Raw genomic sequence first — 21,228 nt, forward strand, 5'->3', positions numbered from 1 at the left:
ATTATAAACGCTTAGCCTTGCCGAAAGCGGGGCTCACTGAATTGGTGATATCCTTGCAGCACTCCGCAGAGAACTCCAGGCCGCAGGCGACAACCTGGTCCCATTTCTTCTCGCTCATGCCCCCCTCAATATCCTCACGCGTAATGCCATACTTGATCATGCCATAGATGAAGCCGGCATTGAAGTTATCTCCGGCTCCTATCGTGCTCACCGTCCTCATCGGCGGTACCGCATACTCCTTGCGGAAGCCGTCCTGGTCATGGACGACGAGGGGCTCGGCGCCACGCGTACAGATGAACTTCTTACAGTAGAAAGAGATCTCTGAATTATACACCTTGTCGGGATCATCCATCTTATAGAGTACGGCGAAATCCTCTTTCGACCCACGGACGATATCAGCATAGTCAAGGTTGTCAAGGAGATTCGGCGTGATCTTCATGATGTCATTCTTATGCGATGAACGGTAGTTGACATCATAGTAGATGATGGCACCATGCTCACGGGCATACTCGAGGAAGCCCGCCATCTGTGGACGCACAACGGGGTTGACGGCGAAGAAAGAGCCGAAGAGGACGATGTCGTCCTTGTTGATCTCCGGGAAGTCAAACTCCAACTGATCATGGGGGTGATCCTTATAAAAGAGGTAGTCGGCATTATTATCCTTGTCGAGGAAAGCCAGGGAGATGGGGCTCTTGCTCTCCGGGAAGACGGCGACATGATCGGCATTAACACCGTTGTCGCGCAGAAAGGCGATCACACGCTCTCCGATGCGGTCATTGCCGGCCTCCGAAATAAAGGTAGTGTTGATACCACAGCGCCCCAGAGAGATGGTGGCGTTGAAGGCAGAGCCGCCGGGGACGGCACTCACCGGCTGGTTGTCTTTGAATATAATGTCGAGGACGGTCTCCCCGATTCCTATCACTTTTCGCATTGTCCTATAAATTGTCTTGTAAAATGTCGTGCAAAATCAATTCACGTGCAAATATAATAAAATTCTCGCATTACCCATCGTGGATTATCGATTTTTTTGTAATTTTGTGTCTAGTATGAATTACAGCACGTATACATTCCCCAATGGACTGCGGATGATCTATCTGCCGTCAGACTCCCCCGTCGTCTACTGCGGCTTCGAGATTGCCGCCGGTTCCCGTCAGGAGGGGCCCGACGAGGAGGGGCTGGCCCATTTCGTCGAACATACCACTTTCAAGGGCACCGAGCACCGTAGCGCCTGGCAGATCCTCAACTATCTGGAGTCTGTCGGTGGCGACCTCAACGCCTTCACGACGAAGGAGGATACGGTCTATTATGCAGCCGTACTCAAGGAGCATGTGCCGCGCGCCATAGACCTGCTGACGGATATCGTCTTCCACTCCGTTTATCCTCAGAAAGAGATCGACAAGGAGGTGGAGGTAATCTGTGATGAGATCGAGAGCTACAACGACACGCCCTCCGACCTCATCTATGATGATTTCGAGAATATCATCTTTAAGGGCACGCCCCTGGGGCATAATATCCTCGGCACCGCCGACCGCGTCCGCTCTTTCAAGACTGCCGACGCCCTCCGCTTCACCCGCAAATATTACCGCCCCGACAATGCGATATTCTTTATATATGGGGGAGGTGGGCTTCCCTTTGACCCCAGCAAGAAGCCCTGGTCGATCCTCGCAAACATCCCCAAGGCCGGATCTAACATAGAGGGGTCAATTGAAAGCCCCTCCCTTTCGGGGAGGGGGTGGAGTGAGGGCGCTGGGGGAGAAGCCCCCCTCATCCGCCACCTTTCCACCCATCAAGCCCACGTGATGGTCGGCTGCAGAGCCTATGACGTGCACGACGAACGGCGCATGGCGCTCTACCTGCTCAATAATATCCTTGGCGGACCAGGCATGAACGCCAAACTCAATGTTGCCCTTCGCGAGCACCGAGGTCTCGTCTATACCGTGGAGAGCACAATGGTGAGCTATGGCGATACGGGTATCTGGTGTATCTATTTCGGCTGTGATCCCGAGGATGTCGACCGTTGCCTGCAGTTCATCCGCCGTGAGCTCCAGCCTTTCATGGACAAGCCGCTCACCACCCGACAGCTGCAAGCCGCCAAACGACAGTTGAAAGGACAGATCGGCGTGGCCTGCGACAACCGTGAGAACTTCGCCCTCGACTTCGGCAAGAGTTTCCTCCACTGGGGTTGGGAGAAGGACATCACCACCCTCTACGCCCATATCGACGCCATTACCGCCGCACAGATCCAGCAGGTCGCCCGCGAGCTCTTCCCCGCGGAGAATCTCACGACACTGGTCTATAAATAATACACCGCCTCGTTGCCCTCATTGAAGAGCAAATCGAGGATGCTGAGGTTTGGCTGAAAGCCGAATTTCTGCTGATAAACCTGATAATACCGTTGGGCAACGAAATCAGGATCGTTGCCGGGATGCTTCGGCCGGATTACTTCACGCAAATCGGTGAAATCGCCGGCAGCGACATAATCCTCCGTACGTCGTACATGAGGCTCAAAGTCGAGGAGCTCACACATCTTCATCATGATCTCCCAGTTGAAATCAAAGAGAAACTCCCAACGGCGCTCAAAGAAAGGCCGGAGGTCATCGGCGTAGAACTCGAAGAAAGGACTCTCACCATAGGCACTCTGCAGCGCATTCCAGTGGAGATGCTGCCAGTTGCCATGATCGCTGATCCTGACATCACGCATGAGGGTCTTGTCGAGACGCCCGCACTCGGGCTTCTCCACAGGAACCGTCAGGGCCTGCACACCCTCTGTGGTAGCGATCAGACAGCGGTTGCGGTAGGTCTGCTTCATGAAATGGTCATACTGCTCTATCGCGCAGTCGCCGCGGAAGAGCTTCTGATACCATTGTATCGGACCGAAATAGGTGGAAGAAAGAAGAAACAATGAAAAAATATTTAATGCAGGGGCCGTCCCTTATGGCGGCCCGCCGTCGGTACGACGGATTTTCAATTTAAAAAACGGGCATGCGGAATATCCTCGTGGCTTTTCCGATGCACTGATGTAGATGAACGAGGACCGGCTGGCGGCCCACCGTCATGAGATAGATGCAACAGTCAGGGCAAGGACAGTGGACGCAACAGCGGATAGGTATACGGTAGCGGCAGCCACGGAGGGTAATCGTATCTCCTGGCACTGCCGTTACCGTACCGATATAATAAGCCGTGGAGTCGGTGAACACCACAGCATCACCTTTGGCAAAACGGGCGCAGTCGAAGTGGTTCACGATATACCGGTCACCCGCCCTCATCTGCGGGGCAAACGTGTTGCCGCTGACCGTGAATACCGTGAACGCATACTTGCGGATACCCAACATCACGAGGAGGAGTACCGCAAGTACGATGACAAACTTTACACCCTGGCGCCACATTATTTAATATTGTCCACCCATTTGAAGATACGGTTCCAACGGATACCCTTGAAGCCCGGATGATCGGGGTTATGGCTCCACCAGATAAAGATTGGCTTGCCGACGATATGATCCTCCGGCACAAAGCCCCAGTAGCGGCTGTCGGCGGAGTTATGACGGTTATCGCCCATCATCCAGTAATAGTCCATCTTGAAGGTATAGCTGTGGGCCTCCTTACCGTTGATATAAATCTTATTATTTTTCACCACGAGGTTGTTGCCCTCATAGACACGGATCGGACGCTCATAGATGGCGATATTCTTCATGTTCAGGGCAATGCTCTTACCCTTGGCGGGAATCCAGATGGGGCCGTAGTTGTCGCGCGTCCAACCGGTCACGGCATTCATCGGATAGAGATCGCCGGTCTCGGCATCGGTGTTGAGCCGGATGGAGGTCACGAGATCCTTACGCTTGCTCAATACGGCAGCGGCATGCTTCGTCAGCGGCAGGAAGCCATTCTGCGTCAGACTCTGCAGATCCTCATTGCTGATCTCCAACTGGTCGCAGAGGTCGGCCGGTAACATCTGGCGGAGTTTGACATAATAGGTATACTGCACATTGTCCGGCTCCTTGTTCGGACGGCCGTTGAGGTAAACGATGCGGTTCTTGATCTGCAGCATCTGACCGGGCAGACCGACACAACGCTTCACGTAATTCTCACGACGGTCAGTAGGACGCGTGGTGATGCGGCCATACTGGTTGGGATTGTCGAGGATATATTTTCTTCCCAACCCGTAGAGACGGGCATAGAAGTCGCGCTGCTGCTGAATCGTCATCGCCTGGACATTAGGCAGATTGCCATACTGCTGCTGATAGAGCTGAGAGCCGAAAGAGTAGCACATGGTGTAATAATCCTGGTTATCCCACGGCTCCTCAGAGCAGATAGTGTCGCCACAGGGATAGTTGAAGACAACAATATCATTCAACTTCACCTTACCGAATCCTTTCAAGCGGCGGTAGTCCCAGTGAGGCCAGTCGAGATAGCTCTTCACGTTGACGAGAGGCATCGTATGCTGCGTCAGCGGCATCGTCAGCGGCGTCTCGGGGATGCGGGGGCCATAGCTCATCTTGCTCACGAAGAGATAGTCGCCCGTGAGCAGACTCTTCTCCAGCGAGGAGGAGGGAATGACATAATTCTGGAAGAAGAAGAGGTTGACGAAATAGACGGCCACGAGGGCGAAGACAAGGGCGTCGACCCAGCCCATGATGAACTTCACCGGGCCTTCGGAGTCCTTCCACCACTGCCAGCGGATCTTCTTCGAGATATAGACATCATAGATGAAGAGGGCACCGAGGATTGTCAGTATCCAACCCGTGATACTCTGCGGGAGCACCCAGAGGATAAAGAGGGCGTAGCAGAAAATGGCGGCGCCAAACTTCATCCACTGGACCTTCATATTCAGTTTTGCTTTTTCCTTATCGATCATAATCAATTAGAATTTAAACAGATCGGATGTGGTCAGCAAGCCCGTGTGATCCTTCGTATACTCAGCGGCGAGGACAGCGCCAAGGGCGAAACCCTTACGGCTGTGGGCATCATGGGTAATGGTGATCTTGTCGGCCTCACTGTCGTAGCTGATGCTATGGATGCCCGGCACCTCGTCGTGGCGGACGGAGTTGATGAGCAGCTCGTCAGCCTTGTGGTCGGCAGAGCCCTCCACACGACCATCATCCCATGTCGTCGTGCCCTTCTTCCAGTCCTTCTTGCGGTCGAGGTCGTTCACGATCTCCTCAGCAAGGGTGATGGCGGTACCCGACGGCGCGTCGAGCTTATGGATATGATGCGTCTCGGTCATCTCCACGTCATACTGTGGGAATCCGTTCATGATCTTGGCCAGATAACGGTTGACAGCGGAGAAGATAGCCACGCCGATAGAGAAATTGCTGGCCCAGAAAAGGGTCTGCTTGCCGTCTTTCGTCAACGCCTCAACATCAGCCTTGTGGTCCTTCATCCAGCCCGTAGAACCGCTGACAACCTTCACATGATGCTTGAAGGCACGGAGATAGTTATCATAGGCTGCTGTGGGATTGGTGAACTCGATGGCGACATCGGCACTGGCAAAGGCCGGAGAATCGAAGTCGTCCTGGTTGTCTACGTCAATCTTGCATACGATCTCATGGCCACGCTCCAGGGCGATCTGCTCGATCATATGACCCATCTTGCCGTAGCCGATTAAAGCAATTTTCATAATTTTCTAATTCGAATTAAAAACGTTTTGGCAAAGATACAATATTTTTTCAGGAAAAAGGTACCCTGTTGCAATATTTTTTGTATTTTTGCACATACCTATAATGAAGAAGCCTATGGAACAACTCTTGCACTATGTCTGGAAACACAAGCTATTCCCCCTGCGCCCGCTGACGACGACGGACGGACAGACGGTGGAAGTGATCGACCCGGGACTGCACAACCGCAATGCCGGACCCGACTTCTTCAATGCCAAAATAAAGATCGGCAATACCCTCTGGGTGGGCAACGTGGAGATCCACGACCGGGCCTCTGACTGGTTTCTTCATGGCCACGACCAGGACAGCCATTACGACAATGTCATCCTCCATGTCTGCGGTATCGTGGACGTCGAGGCAAAAAACAGCCGGGGAGAGGTGCTCACGCAGATGCAGCTCGATGTCCCCCGGAGCGTACGGGGTAATTACCAGCAGTTGATCACCACCGACACCTATCCACCGTGCTACCGCGTCATCCCTACCCTCTCGCGCCTCACCGTCCATTCGTGGATGAGTGCCTTGCAGACGGAGCGACTCGAACAGAAGACGGAGGCGATAGCAAAGCGCGTGGACGACTGCGGCGGCGACTGGGAGAGTGCCTACTTCGTCACCCTCGCCCGCAACTACGGCTTCGGCATCAACAACGACACCTTCGAGCAGTGGGCCCGCGCCATTCCGCTCCACGATGTCGACCACCACCGCGACAATCTCTTCCAGATTGAGGCGATATTCATGGGGCAGGCCGGACTACTCGACATCGACTCCGTGCCGAAGCGATATCAGAAAGACGCGCTTGGCGAGGGCTATTTCAATAAGCTGAGGGAGGAATATCTCTATCTCGCCCATAAGTTCAACCTGCAGCCCATCGACTGGCATCTGTGGCGCTTCCTACGGCTGCGCCCGCAGAACTTCCCGCACATCCGCATCTCGCAGTTGGCCAACCTTTACTACCAGCACAAGGCGGGGCTGAGCCAACTCCTCGAGGCCGACTCTATCAAGGCGATGAACGAGATCCTGCGCATTGGCGTGACCCCTTACTGGGAGACGCACTACACCTTCGGCTCTACGAGTACGAAGAATGGCAAGCGCCTCTCCCCCTTCAGCCTCAACCTGCTGCTCATCAACACCGCCGTGCCAATACTCTTCGCCTACGGACGCCATAAGCAGGACGACACCCTCTGCGACCGTGCCTTCGATATCCTCGAACAGCTCAAGGCGGAGAAGAACCATATCATCTCCATGTGGCAGGAGGTGGGACTCCCCGTGGAGAATGCCGGCGACAGTCAGGCGCTGATCCAGTTGAAGAAAGAATACTGCGATAAGAAAGACTGCCTCCGCTGCCGTTTTGGTTATGAATATCTGAAAAAATAAGATCAATATATACAATAAAAATGGAAAAGAATCATCCTTACGTCTTCGAGACGCGGCTGGAAGTAAGAGACTACGAGTGCGATATCGAGGGTATCGTCAACAATGCCAACTACCTCCACTATTTCGAGCATACCCGCCACCGCTTCCTCCAGAAGACGGGGCTGAGTTTCAAGGACATGCATGAGAAGGGCACTGACGCCGTCGTCGCCCGCATGACTCTCGAATACAAGGCCCCGCTGCAGTGCGACGACTTCATGATCTCCAAACTGTGGATTGAGAAACAGGGCGTGCGCTATATCTTCCACCAGGATATCTACCGTGAACGCGACAACAAGCTCTCCTGCCGTGCGAAGGTTGAGCTCGTCTGTCTCGTCAACGGCCGCCTCGCCGTCAGCCCCGAATACGACGAGGCCTTCGCACCCTTCATGGAAAAGTAAAAAGGTAAAAAAGTAAAGAAGTAAAAGGTTAATGTCATCAGACCAAGAGATCATATCCTCCATCGCCCTGACGAGGCTGAACTATTTCTCCCTCGCCGGACTGCTGCAGCTCTACCGTCGACTCGGCTCGGCGGAAGAAGTCATTGCCCACAGGAAAGATATCCGAGATATCCTTCCCGATGCCCAACCACGCCTCATCGAAGCCTTGGAAAATATCGATGAGCCGCTGAAGCGAGCAGAGGTGGAGTATGCGTGGGACCAACAGCATGGCGTCCATGTGCTCTGTCTGAATGACCCTGATTATCCCCAACGGCTGAAAGAGGTGGATGACGCGCCCCTTGTGCTCTTCTACAAGGGCAATGCCGATCTCAATCAACGGCATATCATCGACATCGTGGGCACACGCCGTTGTACGACCTACGGCCAGGATATCATCCGACATTTCATCAAGGAGTTGAAAGCCTACTGCCCAGAAGTGCTCATCGTCAGTGGCCTCGCCTATGGTGTCGATATCTGCGCCCACCGCAACGCCCTTGCCGATGGCTTTCCCACTGTCGGCGTCCTCGCCCATGGCCTCGACGACCTCTATCCTGCCGCCCATCGGGAGACGGCAAGGGAGATGATCGACCACGGTGGATTGCTCACGGAGTTTCTCACGCAGACAAGAGCGGAGAAGGTCAACTTCATCCGTCGCAACCGCATCGTCGCCGGTATGAGCGATGCCACGATCCTCGTGGAGAGTGCCGCCAAGGGTGGCGGTCTCATCACCACTGGTATGGCTCAAGACTATGGCCGTGAGGTCTTCGCCTTCCCCGGTCCCGTCATCAACGCGCCCTATAGCGAGGGCTGCAACAACCTGATCCGAGACAGTGGCGCCGGTCTGATCACCAGTGCCGAAGATTTCGTCAGAACCATGGGGTGGCAGGAAGACAGCATCCTCTACGAGGCCAAACGAAAAGGCATTGAGCGTCAGCTCTTCGTGGACCTCAGTCCGGACGAAGAGCAGATCGTCAATGCCTTAAAAAAGCAGGATAATCTTCAAATCAATAAGATTGCCATCCATACCGCCATCCCCATCGGCCGTCTCACCGCCCTCCTCTTCCAGTTGGAGATGAAGGGTGTCGTCAAAGCCATGGCCGGCGGTGTCTATCATCTATTGAGTTGAATGGCACGCCGTCGTGTGCTTGCGCTTTGCAAGCGCAAGGAAGCATAAGTCAGTTCGATCTATTTCAAGATCTTCTTACCCTGAAGGATACAAATACCCTTCGGCTCGCTCATGCGCTGGCCATTCAGATTGTAATAGACGCCTTTCTGACGATGATCACCGGAGATACCGTTGATCTTCGTAGAGATAGAGGAGATGACGCGGACCTCCTCAAGGGTATAGCTCTGACCTTTTACGACAAAGCCACTACGCAGCAAGTCTACATTGTCGGCAGTAACCTCCAGGTTGAAGTCGCCGTCGTAATCATTATAGTTGCCATTGTCGGTCGTCAGAAAGACGGAGAAGTCGGGCGTAGCCACCTGCAGTTGGGCGGGGCTGTCCTGGGAAGCGCCGGAGACAGTACCGGTGAAGATGAGCTTATCACCAGCTTTCATATCCTTGTTTTTCAATGCCAGTTGACTATTCCAATTATTGGCATCGAAGGAGTCAGACCAAGGGAGCGGCTGATACTCTATTTCGGACGAGGTGTTATCGGAAGTCTGATCGTCATCAGAAGACTTCTTGATCACGTCAACGGACTTCAGCGTGAAGCCCTGACCCTTGACATAGATGCCACCATTGATGGCTGCGGCATTATCACTGGTGACGGCAAGTTTATAGACACCAGCCTTAAAATCGACATACGGACCATCGATAGGCGCCCAATTCTTGTCATCGATCTGAATCTGGGCATTGTCGGAGACATCGCCCTTGAAAACGATCGTGTCGCCGTCAACAACAGGATCAGAGAGGTTGATTTCCTGCCAGGCTCCCCAGTTTTGAGGATCGAAAGACCCCGACCATACTGTCGAAGACTTGGCAAAGACACAAATGACACTGACAAGCAGTACCACGCATGCAAGTAGAAGTTTTTTGTTAATCATGAGTTTAGTGTTGATATTTGAGTATTAATTTATAATCGACAGCAAAATTACACAAAAAGATTCTATATAAAAAATAGGAAAAAAGATAAAAAAAAGGGACCGTACAAATGCGGCCCCCTTTTTCTATTATTCGCCCCAATCAAAATAATTATTCTGCTTGGCATCATTGATCGGGCCATCGGGAATATTCGAATCGCCAGTATAGACGGGGATCACCTCACTACTGCTGCCATCAACGGCATGAAACTTCATGATAGCATCGCTGAAGACGATATCTACCGTTTGACTCGTACCCGTAGAGAGATCGAGGTAGTTATGATAGACATAGCTGCTACGGACCTCACTGCTGCGGTCGGCCCAGGCCACATCGCCTTTACTATCGTGGAGGAAATAGATACCCGAGATCGTGAAGTCGTTGCCACCAATCCAAAGGTTGTTGTGGTCGATAAGATCCTTCAGAGCCGCATTAACGGTGATATCCATGTATTTCCAACCATTGATACTGAACTTATCAAAGCCGAACATAAATTGCAGAAGCCCGTCCACCCGCTACTCACATGATATTTCGGCGAGATCTGCGCAGGTTCAGAGGTTGTTGCGCCATCAACCAGATACTTCACGGTGACGTCGACACTGAGATCGCTGTAGGTTTTCTTCAAGGCTGTAATCTCACCCGACATAAGGCTGTAATCTCACCCGACATGAAGAGATCCTTGGCGATAAAGAGCGCACGATCCCAGGAGCCTGTGGAGAAATAATAACCATTGGTAGTGTCGGCGACGAATCCGTTTGCCTCCGTTGCCGAAGACACCCATGCCGTCTCGATGGCAGGGGTGCCCTTTCCTTCATTTGTGTTGGAATAAACAGTTTCCTTATTGTTCGTCGTCGTGGCGGCAGCGTGCCAGGAGAAGATGACATTCGTGTTAAACGACTATCACGTAATCCTCACAAAAAGAGGGTATTGCACAAACAATACCCTCTTTTGAGACAAATCATCCACCGTAGGGGGATGAAATTATTTCTTCGTGGCTTTGACAAAATAGGTGATCAGAAGGATATAGGCGGCAAGGCTGCAGACCTCCGACATCGGGTTCGTCCACCACGTGTCAGCGATACTCAGCTCCACACCGCCGAACTTCAACAGCGCGCTGACAACACCCATCAGGGCGCCACCGGCGATGAAGCCACTGGCGATGAGCGTGCCCTTCTCACCACGTGCCTTGTTGACGGCAGCATCCTTCGAGCGGGAGGTGACATACCAGTTGAGGGCGCCACCAACGACGAGGGGGATATTCAACTCAATGGGGATGAACATACCGAGGGCGAAGGCCAGTGCGGAGATGCCACAGCGGTCGAGGATGATGGCGATGACAGCGCCGATGCCATAAAGCAGCCACGGAGCACCGACACCATTCATCAGCGGGTCGATGACGGCAGCCATGGCATTAGCCTGCGGGGCAGCAAGCTGGCCGCTGGCGAAGCCGTAAGTCTTATTGAGGAGCATCATCACGCCACCGACGGTAGCTGCGGAGACGAGGGTGCCGAAAAACTTCCACGTCTCCTGCTTCTTCGGGGTCGTGCCGAGCCAGTAACCAATCTTCAAGTCGGTGATGAAACTGCCGGCCATCGACAACGCCGTACAGACGACGCCACCCATGATCAGTGCGGCGAGCATGCCACCGGGACCTTTCAGACCTACGGCAACCATGACGACGGAGGCGAGGATGAGCGTCATCAGCGTCATACCCGACACCGGGTTGCTGCCGACGATAGCAATGGCATTGGCAGCGACAGTGGTGAAGAGAAAGGCGATGATCGTCACCAAGAGGATACCGACGATGGCGAAGAGGAGATTGCCCTGCATCACGCCGAACCAGAAGAAGAGGAAAGTGATGAGGATCGTCACCAGGGAACCGATGGCAATGATCTTAAACGAGATATCGCGTTGCGTGCGCTTCACCTGTGCTTCTGCCCCACTCTTGCCTTTCAACTCTCGGCTGGCAAGACTTACGGCACCCTTAATGATGCCCCAGCTCTTGATGATACCGATGATACCGGCCATGGCGATGCCGCCGATACCGATGCTGCGGCCATAAGCCTTGAAGATCTCTTCGGGGCTCATGGCACCGACGGTCGTCGTGATCGACGGATCCCACATATTCAGCACCTGGTCGTGGAAGACAAGGCTCATACCTGGTACGATGAGCCACCACACGGCGAGGGATCCGAAGGTGATATACAGGGCATAGCGCAAGCCGACGATATAACCGAGACCGAGAACGGCAGCACCCGTGTTGACCTTGAAGACGAGCTTCGCGTGATCAGCCAGCTGCTGGCCCCACGTGCACACACGACTCGTGAAGTTCTCATTCCACCAGCCGAAGGAGGCGACGATGAAATCATAGAGACCACCGACAAGACCGGCGATGAGCAACGGCTTCGCCTGGTCACCACCCTTAGCGCCGGAGACGAGCACCTGTGTCGTTGCCGTAGCCTCCGGGAAGGGATATTTGCCGTGCATGTCACTGACGAAATACTTCCGGAAAGGAATGAGGAAGAGGATGCCGATGATGCCACCAAGGGCCGAGGCCATGAAGATCTTCATAAAGGATGTCGTCATCTCCGGATATTTCGCCTGGAGGATATAGATAGCCGGCAATGTGAAGATGGCACCGGCAACGACGGCTCCCGAACAGGCACCGATGCTCTGGATAATGACATTCTCGCCGAGGGCCTTGCTGCGGTGCGTCGCCGTAGAGACGCCGACGGCGATGATGGCGATGGGGATGGCAGCCTCGAAGACCTGGCCGACCTTCAAGCCGAGATAGGCGGCAGCGGCAGAGAAGAGGATCGCCATAACGATACCCCAGCTCACCGACCAGCCATTTACTTCCGGATATACCTGGTCCGGTTTCATGATCGGGGTATACTCTTCCCCGTCCTTCAGTTCCCGAAACGCGTTGTCGGGCAACTGGATCTGTTCTTTTTCCTTGTTTTCCATAATTGTTTGCAAAGATAGGGAAAAATTAAAAAGTAAAAAAGTAAAAAAGTAAAAAAGTAATCCCCTACTTCTTTTCTTTTTTGTAATTTTGCACACAAATGAAAATAGGTAATATAGAATTTGGAGACAGACCGCTGTTTCTCGCTCCTATGGAAGATGTCACCGACATCGGATTCCGCAAACTCTGCAAGCGCTTCGGCGCCGCGATGGTCTATACGGAGTTCGTCTCTGCCGATGCCATCATCCGGAGCATCAAGTCGACACTCTCGAAGATGGTCATCGATGACGACGAGCGCCCCGTAGGCATTCAGATCTACGGTCGCGATGTGGCGTCGATGGTCGAGGCCGCGAAAATCGTGGAGCAGGTGCACCCCGATGTTATCGATCTCAATTTCGGCTGCCCCGTGAAGAAAGTCGCCGGGAAAGGTGCCGGAGCGGGCATGCTGAAGAATATACCGCTGCTGCTGGATATCACGAGGGAGGTCGTGAAGGCCGTCCACACCCCCGTGACCGTGAAGACGCGCCTCGGCTGGGATATGAACAACCTCATCATCACCGATCTCGCCGAACAGTTGCAGGACTGTGGCATCCAGGCGCTGACGATCCACGGCCGCACACGCTCACAGATGTATACGGGGCATGCCGACTGGACCCTCATCGGTGAGGTGAAGCGCAACCCCCGCATCCATATCCCCATCATCGGCAACGGTGACATCACGACACCCGAGGAGGCCAAGCGTGCCTTCGACGACTATGGTGTCGACGCCGTGATGATCGGCCGCGCCACCTTTGGCCGTCCGTGGATCTTCAAGGAGATCCGCGACTATCTCGACCAATCCTCCGTAGGGGCACCCCTTATGGGCGCCCAAACCGGGAAAGGCTCTCTCTCCCTCGATGATAAGATCGACATCTTAGAGGAACAGTTGGACATCAACATCAACCGTATTGATGAATACCGCGGCATCCTCCACACGCGCCGCCATCTCGCCGCCTCCCCGATCTTCAAGGGCATCCCCGATTTCCGTCAGACGCGCATCGCCATGCTCCGTGCCGACACGAAGGAGGAGCTCGTGAGGATACTGGAAGAGTGCAGGGTAAAATTAAAAAAGTAAATAAGTAAAAACATTGGCGCAACCTTGCGCTTGCAAAGCGCAAGCACACAACGGCAAGCCATTAACACCCACACTCCGTCTTCGTTTAATTTTTTAATTCTTTAATTTTAAAAGTCTTTGGAAGATATAGATATCAGAGAAAACGAGAACCTCTCCTCGGCAGAGAAAGAGTTTGAGAAGGCCCTGCGGCCGTTGAAATTCGACGATTTCAGCGGTCAACAGAAGGTCGTCGACAACCTCCGTGTCTTCGTAGAGGCCGCCAAATACAGGGGAGAACCCCTCGACCATACGCTTCTCCATGGTCCTCCCGGCCTTGGAAAGACGACGCTGAGCAACATCATCGCCAACGAGCTCGGCGTGGGCTTCAAGATCACCTCCGGTCCTGTCCTCGACAAGCCCGGTGATCTCGCGGGCATCCTTACCTCGCTCGAGCCCAACGACGTGCTCTTCATCGATGAGATCCACCGTCTCTCTCCCGTCGTCGAGGAATACCTCTATTCGGCCATGGAGGACTACCGCATCGACATCATGATCGATAAGGGACCGTCAGCCCGCAGCATCCAGCTCGACCTGAACCCCTTCACGCTCATCGGTGCCACAACGCGCAGCGGCCTCCTCACAGCACCTCTCCGTGCCCGTTTCGGCATCAACCTCCATCTCGAGTATTATGATCCCGAGACGTTGCAGAAGATCATCAAGCGCAGCGCCCGTCTGCTGAAAGTACCCATCGAGGACGAGGCAGCGGCAGAGATCAGCCGCCGCAGCCGTGGCACGCCGCGTATCGCCAACGGTCTGCTGCGCCGTGTCCGTGACTTCGCCCAGGTGAAAGGCAACGGTACCATCACGAAAGATATCGCCATGGTAGCCCTTCAGGCGCTGAACATCGACCAGTATGGTCTCGATGAAATCGACAATAAGATTCTTCTGACCATTATCGACAAGTTCCGCGGTGGCCCCGTGGGCATCACGACGATCGCCACCGCCATCGGCGAGGATGCGGGTACCGTGGAGGAGGTCTACGAGCCTTACCTCATCATGGAGGGCTTCATCAAGCGCACGCCGCGTGGCCGTATGGTCACGAAGCTCGCCTACGACCACCTCGGCCGCAACCCTTACGCCGGCAATGTCATGGGGCAGGACCTCTTTCAAAAGTAAAAAAGTAAAAAAGTAAAGAAGTAAAATGCGAACAGCACTCTTCACGGGGACCTTTGATCCCTTCACCATCGGCCACGCCGACATTGTCAAGCGGGCCAAACCGCTCTTCGACCGCCTCGTCATCGCCGTCGCCGTCTCCAAGCTCAAGCATACGGAGGAGGAGATCACGCAGCGTGTGGCCGACATCCAGGCTATCTATGCCGATGACCCGCAGATCGAGGTGAAGGCCTACAGTGACCTCACCGTCGACATGGCCAAGCGCGAAAACGCCCGTTTCATCGTCCGCGGCATCCGCTCGATCAAGGACTTCGAATATGAGCGTGAGCAGGCTGATATCAACCGTCGGCTCAGTGGCGTGGAGACGCTCCTCTTCTTCACCGACCCGCAACTGCAGAGCGTCAGCAGCACCCTCGTGCGCGAGCTCCGCTTCTTCGGCAAGGACGTGTCCGAATTCCTGCCAGGAAAAGTAAAAAAGTAAAGAAGTAAAAATTCCGTAAACAACGATATATGATTACCTACAATGTTGACGGCGTGAAAATGCCGAAAATCAAGAAACGAGAAACGACAGCGTGGATCAAGAAGGTCGCTGCCGCTCATGGCCGTAAGGTCGGTGAAATCGGGTATATGTTCGTTGACGACGAGAAGATCCTCGAGGTCAACAAGCAGTATCTCGGTCACGACTACTACACGGACATCATCACCTTCGACTACGATGAGGACGATATCCTCAACGGCGATATCGTCATCAGCCTCGACACCGTGCGCTCCAACGCGGAAAAGTTCGGCAAGACTTATGACGACGAGCTCCACCGTGTCATCATCCATGGCATCCTCCACCTCTGCGGCATCAATGACAAAGGCCCCGGCGAGCGTGAGATCATGGAGGCCAACGAGAATGCCGCCCTCGCCATGATGGAAAAGTAAAAAAGTAAAGTATTAAAAAAGTAAACGTAGATAGGGAAGTTCCAATGGCAGTCTATTGAGGGCCATAGCGAGCTATCCCTTAAGAAACTATGAGCAAAATGAAATCCTTGCGGCAGTGGCTCATGGCCATTACCTTGATGAGCAGTGCTTCAATGGTCCTCTCATCCTGTATCCGTGACGAGGCCCTGAATGCCGAGGCCGACATCACGTCCATTATCCTCGACAGTACGCAGATCAAGCCTATCGGCGAGCCCGTCATCACCAACGACGAGGTGAAAGTCTATGTCAACGGCTGGGATGATTTGACGAAGCTGTCACCGTCGTTCACCCTCACTCCCGGCGCCACCATTGATCCCGCCAACGGTACTGTCCGCGACTTCACCCAGCCGCAGACCTACACCGTCACCTCGGAGGATGGCAACTGGAGCAAGAAATACACCGTCTCTTTCCTCTCCAATGATGTCCCCACAGACTTTTCCTTCGAGAACGTGCGGCAATACAAGTATGTCGACGAATGGGATCCCGAAGCTGACAGCCTCTTCTATCAGATCTTCTACGACACCATTGACGGCACCACTACCGACTGGGGCAGCGGCAATGCCGGTTTCATGATTACGGATGACGACAAGAATAATCCCGCCTCCTATCCTACCCAGCAGTCCGACAACGGCTATAAAGGGAAATGTGTGAAACTGGAGACAAAATCCACAGGCGCCCTTGGAAAGATGTTTGGGGCACCCATCGCCGCCGGTAACCTCTTCATCGGCGACTTCGTTCTCGACATCAGCAGTCCCGCCAAGAGCACCCATTTCGGCCGCCCCTTCCGCAAGGAGCCTCTGGTCCTCACCGGCTGGTATAAGTACAAGGCCGGCAGCGTGTTCACCGACAAGAACATGAATGAGCTTAAAGACCGCCATGACTCCTGCGATATCTATGCCGTGATGTACGAGGCCACGGACGACGTGCCCTATCTCGACGGTACGAATATCAAGACGAGCAAGAATATCGTGAGCATCGCCGAGGCAAAAGAATGGAAAGAGACCGACAACTGGACCTTCTTCCTCATCCCCTTCAAGGCCGTCAACGGCAAGACCTTCGACGCCGCGAAACTTGCCTCCGGCAAATACCGGCTCGCCATCGTCATGAGCTCCAGCCGCCATGGTGCCGACTTCGAGGGAGCCGTTGGCTCTACACTCTATGTCGACGAGGTACACGTATATTCTAAAGGTGATTTCTAAACTGCAAACGAATGAAAAGAAATATCATATTGCTGGGGATGGCGCTTGCCACCCTTTCTGTATCAGCACAGACCGACCGTGACAACAGTCTCGTGGCCGCCTCCGCGAAAGGCTGGGACTTTGAGGTGCGCGCCGGTATCAACATCGGCGGGGCAACGCCCGTCCCCTTTCCCCGTGAGATCCGTGAGGTGAAAGGCTACAACCCCAAGCTCAACGGTTCCATCGCCGGTATCGCCACCTATTGGTTCGGTGATGACGGCAAGCGCAGTCCATGGGGTTTGTCCACGGGACTGAAGCTCGAAGAAAAGCGCATGTCAACGAAAGCCCGCGTAAAGAACTACCATACCACCGTCGTCGACGAGGGCAACTATATGACGGGCTACTGGACGGGAGACGTGAAGACCAACTACTCCTCCACTCTCTTCACCATTCCCGTTGATGTCAATTATCGTTTCAACGACCGCTGGCGCGTATGGGCAGGCCTCTACGCCTCCTTCCAGGTTGACGGTAGTTTCGACGGAGAAGTCCATGATGGTTACCTCCGCAACCTCACGCCGACAGGCGAGAAAGCAGAGTTCAAGGACGGAAAAAACGCCACGTATGATTTCTCCGATGATCTCCGCAAATTCCAGTGGGGCCTGGAGATCGGCGGCAGTTGGCGTGCCTACAAGCATTTCAATGTCAACGCCAACCTCGCCTACGGTCCTGAGAATATCTTCCACAGTGATTTTAAGACCATCACATTCCGTATGCACCAGATTGCCTTCAACATCGGGTTCGGATATCTATTCTAAATGAAACAAAGACCAAATGGCCGCGGACACCTCTCCGCGGCCATGACATTTATTCTTCTTTTTGGCCTCGTGAGCCTCTTCTCTGATATGACCCACGAGAGTGCCAACAGTATCCGTGGAGCCTTCCTCAGCCTCGCCGGAGCCTCAGCGGCGGTCATCGGCTTCGTCTCCGGACTCGGAGAACTCGTGGGTTACGGACTGCGCTATGTCTTCGGACGCCTCACCGACCGCACGCGGCGCTACTGGCCGATGGTCATCCTCGGCTATACCCTTGATGTCGTCGCCGTACCCGCCTTGGCCCTGACAAGCCGCCATGGCTGGATCTTCGCCTGCGCCCTGCTCATCATCCAACGCCTCGGCAAGGCCATCAAGAAGCCCGCCAAGGACACCGTCATGTCATTTGCCGCCACACAGGAGGGTGTCGGCAAGAGTTTCGCCATCCAGGAGCTCCTCGACCAGATCGGTGCCGTCCTCGGGCCGCTGCTGCTCTACGTCATCATGCTCTTCCAGCACCACGATGACGTCTTCTACGACTACCGCAACTGCTTTGCCTTTCTCGTCATCCCCGGTGCCATCACCCTCTTCCTCTTATGGCTGACCTACCGGAAATTCCCGCACCCCGAGAATTTCGAGCCCGAGCCCAAGGAGTATATTCCTTTTAAGATTCACAAGAGTTTCGTGATCTACATCCTTGGTATCAGTTGTTTTGCCTTCGGCTTCATCGACTACTCCCTCGTGGTGATGCATTTCTCCCGCAGAAGTCTCTTCAGCGCCGACACCATTCCCTTGCTCTATGCCCTGGCGATGCTCACCGATGCCGCGGCAGCTTTCGTCTTCGGATGGATGTACGACAAGCACGCGCGTAGGTCGCTAATCCTCGCGACCCTCATCGCTACACCTTTCGCCGCCTTCGTCTTCCTCGGAGCCAGTAAAATGGCTGCCATCATCGGTGTTATCCTTTGGGGCATCGGCATGGGCGCCCAGGAGAGTATCCTCAAGGCCACAGTGACGACGATGGTGCCGAAGCGCAGCCGTGCCACGGGCTACGGCATCTTCGAGTGCTGCTTCGGCATTGCCTGGTTCCTCGGCAGTTGGCTCCTCGGTGCCCTCTACGACCAGAGCATCACCGCCACGGTCGCCGTCAGCACCGTCGCCCAGCTCCTCGCCGTAGGCTGCTACGCCACCTTGCGCTTGCAAAGCGCAAGCACACAACGGCAGGCCATTCAACACTAGCACACAACGTCACGCCCTAAGGGAGGATGCTTTATTCGAACGTCACGCCGTCAATATGCTCCCCGATGAAGATCATTGTGATGCCGCCCGGACACGACATGATCCACTTTCCAGCCGTAGGTATCCACATTTCTCCATGCCTTTCCCGTCTCCCGGTAGCGGACGGAGAAGTCAAAGCGCAGTAGAGACCTCTGAGAGCCCGCTGAAGCCGTTATTACGTTTTGGGCGATAGATTGTCCACAGAAGAGAAAAAGGCCCACAGAGAGCAAAATAAACCGCATTATCTTCATTGTCTTATTGCTTTTCTTGATAATACGATTCATATAGGGATTCTACTGAAATATCTCTATATATATTCCACTGACGTAACAACGTAACATCACAAGACAATTCTGCCTGCCGCCTCCCGGATCTATCGTGCAGAATTTCATAAACAACAGAGATAGAAAATTATCTCCGTTGTTTACGACCGCAAAATAGCTTGATGGCAATTGGAGGATTGCCTGTATAATTCATAGATCCTCTTGTAGGTGGCCGCCATGTTGCGGCCACGCACCGCAATGATCGGAACAAAAGTAATCATTTCCCTTCAATCACCTGGATGCCTTTTTGGACGATAGCGTTGCTCTCGTTCATGATCTTGAAATACTCGTTCATATCCCACAGATCACGGGCTACAAGGGCCTTCAACTGCAACTTCAGATAAGGAAGGGTACGCTGAAGCTCGGCATCGTCCTTCGGCTCGATCTTCTGCTTCTTGCCATCCTCGCGGATCTTGGCGATAAGGTCATCGGGAACGGTATAGTCGCTGTTGAACGCCTCGAAAGTCTTGTAATGTTTCTTCAGCGCCTTGCGGCTATTGTCGACATAACGGAGATAGTTGTCCATCACGACATTGCTCATCATCAGTTTGCGGTGATAAGCCGTATACTGCAGCGTGTCGAGGGGCACGAAGACATCGGGCATGATACCACCGCCACCATAGACGGGACGGTGCTTGCGGAGCGTATAATAGGTATGGCTCTTGTCAAGATGGATACTGTCAACATTCGTCAGCTCACCATGCTTATATCGGTTGTCGAAATCCATCTCATAGTCTTTCAAGTCTCCCTTCTTGTAAGGCTTCTGGATGCAACGGCCACTCGGCGTGTAGTAATGGGCTACCGTGAGCCGCATCATACTACCGTCCTCAAAGGGAATGGGGCGCTGGACGAGGCCCTTACCGAAGGAGCGGCGACCGACGACGGTGCCACGGTCCTGGTCCTGAACGGAACCCGTGACGATCTCAGCGGCAGAAGCGGAGAACTCGTTGATGAGGACAACGAGACGGCCGTCGCGGAAACGGCCACGCTGTCCGCTGTTGAAGTCTTGGCGCGGAGACACGCGGCCCTGGGTGTAGACGATGAGGTCACCGGGCTGCAGAAACTCCTGGGCGATGGCCACGGCTGCCTGCAGATAGCCGCCGCCATTGTCCTGAAGGTCGAAGATGAGGTCTTTCATGCCCTGTTTCTTCAACGAGTCGAGGGCCACGGCTACTTCCTCGTCACTCTTCATGCCGAAGGAGCTCAGACGAATATAACCGACACCCGGACGAATCATGTAGGCGGCATCAAGCGTCTTCAACGGAATTTTGTCGCGTACGACGTTAAAAGTCAACGGATGGCTTACACCCCGACGGATGATCTTCAAGTGCGCTACAGTGCCCCTGCGACCTCTCAGACGGCGCATAATCTCCGCCTTATCCATCTTCACACCGGCAATGGCCGTGTCGTTGACAGCCACGATGCGGTCGCCTGGGAGGATGCCGACTTTCTCTGACGGACCCTTCACGACAGTCTGGATGACAACAAGGGTGTCCTGCAGCATGTTGAACTGCACGCCAATGCCGTCGAAGCCGCCGTTGAGTCCTTCCTCCAGGCTCTTGGCCTCACTGGCCGGGGAATAGGAGGAATGGGGATCAAGCTTCTCGAGCATGCCGCGGATACCATCTTCCACGAGTTTGTTCTCGTTGACGGTGTCGACATAGAGATTACTGATGGCGAGTTCGGCCATCTGCAGTTTCCGCAGTGGTGATCCCTTCCCGAAATTGAAGCGCAGCTGCGCGCACGCCGGCTGCACCATAAAGAAGGCGAGCAGCAACAGCAGCGCGCCTATAAGTATGTTTTTCGTCTTTCTCATCATTATTTTCGTTGTGTTCTTATTTTTTCTCCGTAGGGGCACCCCT

General features: G+C 54.0%; 21 protein-coding genes. 11 read left to right on the top strand and 10 right to left on the bottom strand.

The genetic code is table 11. The annotated features are described in order from the left end of the window. Position 1: 1 nt before the first annotated feature. On the bottom strand, positions 2–931 hold the full coding sequence (locus G604_RS0109920) for a carbohydrate kinase family protein (protein WP_028910428.1): 930 nt from the start codon (positions 929–931) through the stop codon (positions 2–4). A gap of 115 nt (positions 932–1,046) precedes the next feature. Here G604_RS0109920 and G604_RS0109925 point away from each other — a divergent pair, with 115 nt between their 5' ends. Further along, positions 1,047–2,303, top strand: a complete 1,257-nt coding sequence (locus G604_RS0109925) for a M16 family metallopeptidase (protein ID WP_028910429.1) — start codon at positions 1,047–1,049, stop codon at positions 2,301–2,303. Here G604_RS0109925 and G604_RS0109930 read toward each other — a convergent pair. The 4 genes from G604_RS0109930 to dapB all read right to left on the bottom strand — a co-directional run bounded on the left by G604_RS0109930 (position 2,294) and on the right by dapB (position 5,614). After that, positions 2,294–2,902: a WbqC family protein gene (locus G604_RS0109930; RefSeq protein WP_036905310.1), complete on the bottom strand. Its 609-nt coding sequence runs from the start codon at positions 2,900–2,902 to the stop codon at positions 2,294–2,296. The two genes, G604_RS0109925 and G604_RS0109930, sit on opposite strands and share 10 nt — an antisense overlap. Positions 2,903–2,969: 67 nt before the next feature. Next, positions 2,970–3,386, bottom strand: coding sequence for a signal peptidase I (lepB, locus tag G604_RS0109935; protein WP_081657740.1), 417 nt, complete (start codon positions 3,384–3,386; stop codon positions 2,970–2,972). After that, positions 3,386–4,852, bottom strand: a complete 1,467-nt coding sequence (gene lepB / locus G604_RS0109940; protein ID WP_028910432.1) for a signal peptidase I — start codon at positions 4,850–4,852, stop codon at positions 3,386–3,388. The genes lepB (G604_RS0109935) and lepB (G604_RS0109940) overlap by 1 nt, the downstream gene beginning before the upstream one ends. 6 nt (positions 4,853–4,858) lie before the next feature. Continuing rightward, on the bottom strand, positions 4,859–5,614 hold the full coding sequence (gene dapB, locus G604_RS0109945; RefSeq protein ID WP_028910433.1) for a 4-hydroxy-tetrahydrodipicolinate reductase: 756 nt from the start codon (positions 5,612–5,614) through the stop codon (positions 4,859–4,861). Positions 5,615–5,729: 115 nt separating this feature from the next. Between dapB and G604_RS0109950 the strand changes: the two genes are divergently transcribed. The 3 genes from G604_RS0109950 to dprA are packed head-to-tail and all read left to right on the top strand — an operon-like array spanning position 5,730 to position 8,624. Continuing rightward, positions 5,730–7,022 carry a DUF2851 family protein gene (locus G604_RS0109950; RefSeq protein ID WP_028910434.1) on the top strand — a complete coding sequence of 431 codons (1,293 nt, stop codon included), beginning with the start codon at positions 5,730–5,732 and terminating at the stop codon, positions 7,020–7,022. Between the two features lie 20 nt (positions 7,023–7,042). After that, positions 7,043–7,459, top strand: coding sequence for an acyl-CoA thioesterase (locus G604_RS0109955; protein ID WP_028910435.1), 417 nt, complete (start codon positions 7,043–7,045; stop codon positions 7,457–7,459). Positions 7,460–7,490: 31 nt separating this feature from the next. Beyond that, positions 7,491–8,624, top strand: a complete 1,134-nt coding sequence (dprA, locus tag G604_RS0109960) for a DNA-processing protein DprA (protein WP_028910436.1) — start codon at positions 7,491–7,493, stop codon at positions 8,622–8,624. Positions 8,625–8,683: 59 nt separating this feature from the next. Here the strand turns inward: dprA and G604_RS0109965 are convergent, their stop codons facing one another. From G604_RS0109965 to G604_RS0109975, 4 genes are all read right to left on the bottom strand, one after another. Continuing rightward, positions 8,684–9,547, bottom strand: coding sequence for a hypothetical protein (locus tag G604_RS0109965; RefSeq protein WP_155941917.1), 864 nt, complete (start codon positions 9,545–9,547; stop codon positions 8,684–8,686). Between the two features lie 126 nt (positions 9,548–9,673). After that, on the bottom strand, positions 9,674–10,072 hold the full coding sequence (locus G604_RS0109970) for a hypothetical protein (RefSeq protein ID WP_028910438.1): 399 nt from the start codon (positions 10,070–10,072) through the stop codon (positions 9,674–9,676). Positions 10,073–10,202: 130 nt separating this feature from the next. Continuing rightward, positions 10,203–10,358, bottom strand: coding sequence for a hypothetical protein (locus tag G604_RS15265; RefSeq protein WP_155941918.1), 156 nt, complete (start codon positions 10,356–10,358; stop codon positions 10,203–10,205). A 204-nt stretch (positions 10,359–10,562) separates the two neighbouring features. Continuing rightward, positions 10,563–12,548: an OPT family oligopeptide transporter gene (locus G604_RS0109975; protein WP_028910439.1), complete on the bottom strand. Its 1,986-nt coding sequence runs from the start codon at positions 12,546–12,548 to the stop codon at positions 10,563–10,565. A gap of 98 nt (positions 12,549–12,646) precedes the next feature. Here G604_RS0109975 and dusB point away from each other — a divergent pair, with 98 nt between their 5' ends. The 7 genes from dusB to G604_RS0110010 all read left to right on the top strand — a co-directional run bounded on the left by dusB (position 12,647) and on the right by G604_RS0110010 (position 19,004). Further along, a complete protein-coding gene (gene dusB / locus G604_RS0109980) occupies positions 12,647–13,660 on the top strand; it encodes a tRNA dihydrouridine synthase DusB (RefSeq protein ID WP_028910440.1) in 1,014 nt (337 codons plus the stop codon). Between the two features lie 117 nt (positions 13,661–13,777). Beyond that, complete coding sequence (ruvB, locus tag G604_RS0109985; protein WP_028910441.1) at positions 13,778–14,815, top strand: Holliday junction branch migration DNA helicase RuvB; 1,038 nt, start codon at positions 13,778–13,780, stop codon at positions 14,813–14,815. 25 nt (positions 14,816–14,840) lie between these two features. Continuing rightward, a complete protein-coding gene (gene coaD, locus G604_RS0109990) occupies positions 14,841–15,293 on the top strand; it encodes a pantetheine-phosphate adenylyltransferase (RefSeq protein ID WP_028910442.1) in 453 nt (150 codons plus the stop codon). Positions 15,294–15,322: 29 nt separating this feature from the next. Further along, complete coding sequence (ybeY, locus tag G604_RS0109995) at positions 15,323–15,739, top strand: rRNA maturation RNase YbeY (RefSeq protein ID WP_028910443.1); 417 nt, start codon at positions 15,323–15,325, stop codon at positions 15,737–15,739. Positions 15,740–15,828: 89 nt separating this feature from the next. Continuing rightward, positions 15,829–16,977 (top strand): PCMD domain-containing protein, encoded by a 1,149-nt coding sequence (locus G604_RS0110000; RefSeq protein WP_028910444.1) that lies wholly within the window; start codon positions 15,829–15,831, stop codon positions 16,975–16,977. Positions 16,978–16,988: 11 nt separating this feature from the next. Beyond that, on the top strand, positions 16,989–17,771 hold the full coding sequence (locus tag G604_RS0110005) for a porin family protein (RefSeq protein ID WP_028910445.1): 783 nt from the start codon (positions 16,989–16,991) through the stop codon (positions 17,769–17,771). After that, on the top strand, positions 17,772–19,004 hold the full coding sequence (locus tag G604_RS0110010) for an MFS transporter (RefSeq protein ID WP_028910446.1): 1,233 nt from the start codon (positions 17,772–17,774) through the stop codon (positions 19,002–19,004). It begins immediately after the preceding gene. Between the two features lie 579 nt (positions 19,005–19,583). On the opposite strand, the gene G604_RS0110020 is transcribed toward G604_RS0110010, so the two are convergent. Continuing rightward, positions 19,584–21,182 carry a S41 family peptidase gene (locus tag G604_RS0110020; protein WP_028910448.1) on the bottom strand — a complete coding sequence of 533 codons (1,599 nt, stop codon included), beginning with the start codon at positions 21,180–21,182 and terminating at the stop codon, positions 19,584–19,586. Between the last annotated feature and the right edge of the window lie 46 nt (positions 21,183–21,228).

The sequence above is a fragment of the Prevotella sp. AGR2160 genome (assembly GCF_000424185.1).
In the GTDB taxonomy this organism is placed as follows: Bacteria; Bacteroidota; Bacteroidia; order Bacteroidales; family Bacteroidaceae; genus Prevotella.

Coding starts and splice junctions, on each gene's coding strand:
- G604_RS0109965 (WP_155941917.1), bottom strand. CDS start 9,547: ATGATTAACAAAAAACTTCTACTTGCATGCGTGGTACTGCTTGTCAGT.
- ybeY (WP_028910443.1), top strand. CDS start 15,323: ATGATTACCTACAATGTTGACGGCGTGAAAATGCCGAAAATCAAGAAA.
- G604_RS0109955 (WP_028910435.1), top strand. CDS start 7,043: ATGGAAAAGAATCATCCTTACGTCTTCGAGACGCGGCTGGAAGTAAGA.
- G604_RS0110005 (WP_028910445.1), top strand. CDS start 16,989: ATGAAAAGAAATATCATATTGCTGGGGATGGCGCTTGCCACCCTTTCT.
- dprA (WP_028910436.1), top strand. CDS start 7,491: ATGTCATCAGACCAAGAGATCATATCCTCCATCGCCCTGACGAGGCTG.
- dapB (WP_028910433.1), bottom strand. CDS start 5,614: ATGAAAATTGCTTTAATCGGCTACGGCAAGATGGGTCATATGATCGAG.
- G604_RS0109920 (WP_028910428.1), bottom strand. CDS start 931: ATGCGAAAAGTGATAGGAATCGGGGAGACCGTCCTCGACATTATATTC.
- dusB (WP_028910440.1), top strand. CDS start 12,647: ATGAAAATAGGTAATATAGAATTTGGAGACAGACCGCTGTTTCTCGCT.
- G604_RS0110000 (WP_028910444.1), top strand. CDS start 15,829: ATGAGCAAAATGAAATCCTTGCGGCAGTGGCTCATGGCCATTACCTTG.
- lepB (WP_081657740.1), bottom strand. CDS start 3,386: ATGTGGCGCCAGGGTGTAAAGTTTGTCATCGTACTTGCGGTACTCCTC.
- G604_RS0109925 (WP_028910429.1), top strand. CDS start 1,047: ATGAATTACAGCACGTATACATTCCCCAATGGACTGCGGATGATCTAT.
- G604_RS0109950 (WP_028910434.1), top strand. CDS start 5,730: ATGGAACAACTCTTGCACTATGTCTGGAAACACAAGCTATTCCCCCTG.
- G604_RS0109970 (WP_028910438.1), bottom strand. CDS start 10,072: ATGTTCGGCTTTGATAAGTTCAGTATCAATGGTTGGAAATACATGGAT.
- G604_RS0110020 (WP_028910448.1), bottom strand. CDS start 21,182: ATGAGAAAGACGAAAAACATACTTATAGGCGCGCTGCTGTTGCTGCTC.
- G604_RS0109975 (WP_028910439.1), bottom strand. CDS start 12,548: ATGGAAAACAAGGAAAAAGAACAGATCCAGTTGCCCGACAACGCGTTT.
- lepB (WP_028910432.1), bottom strand. CDS start 4,852: ATGATCGATAAGGAAAAAGCAAAACTGAATATGAAGGTCCAGTGGATG.
- G604_RS0110010 (WP_028910446.1), top strand. CDS start 17,772: ATGAAACAAAGACCAAATGGCCGCGGACACCTCTCCGCGGCCATGACA.
- coaD (WP_028910442.1), top strand. CDS start 14,841: ATGCGAACAGCACTCTTCACGGGGACCTTTGATCCCTTCACCATCGGC.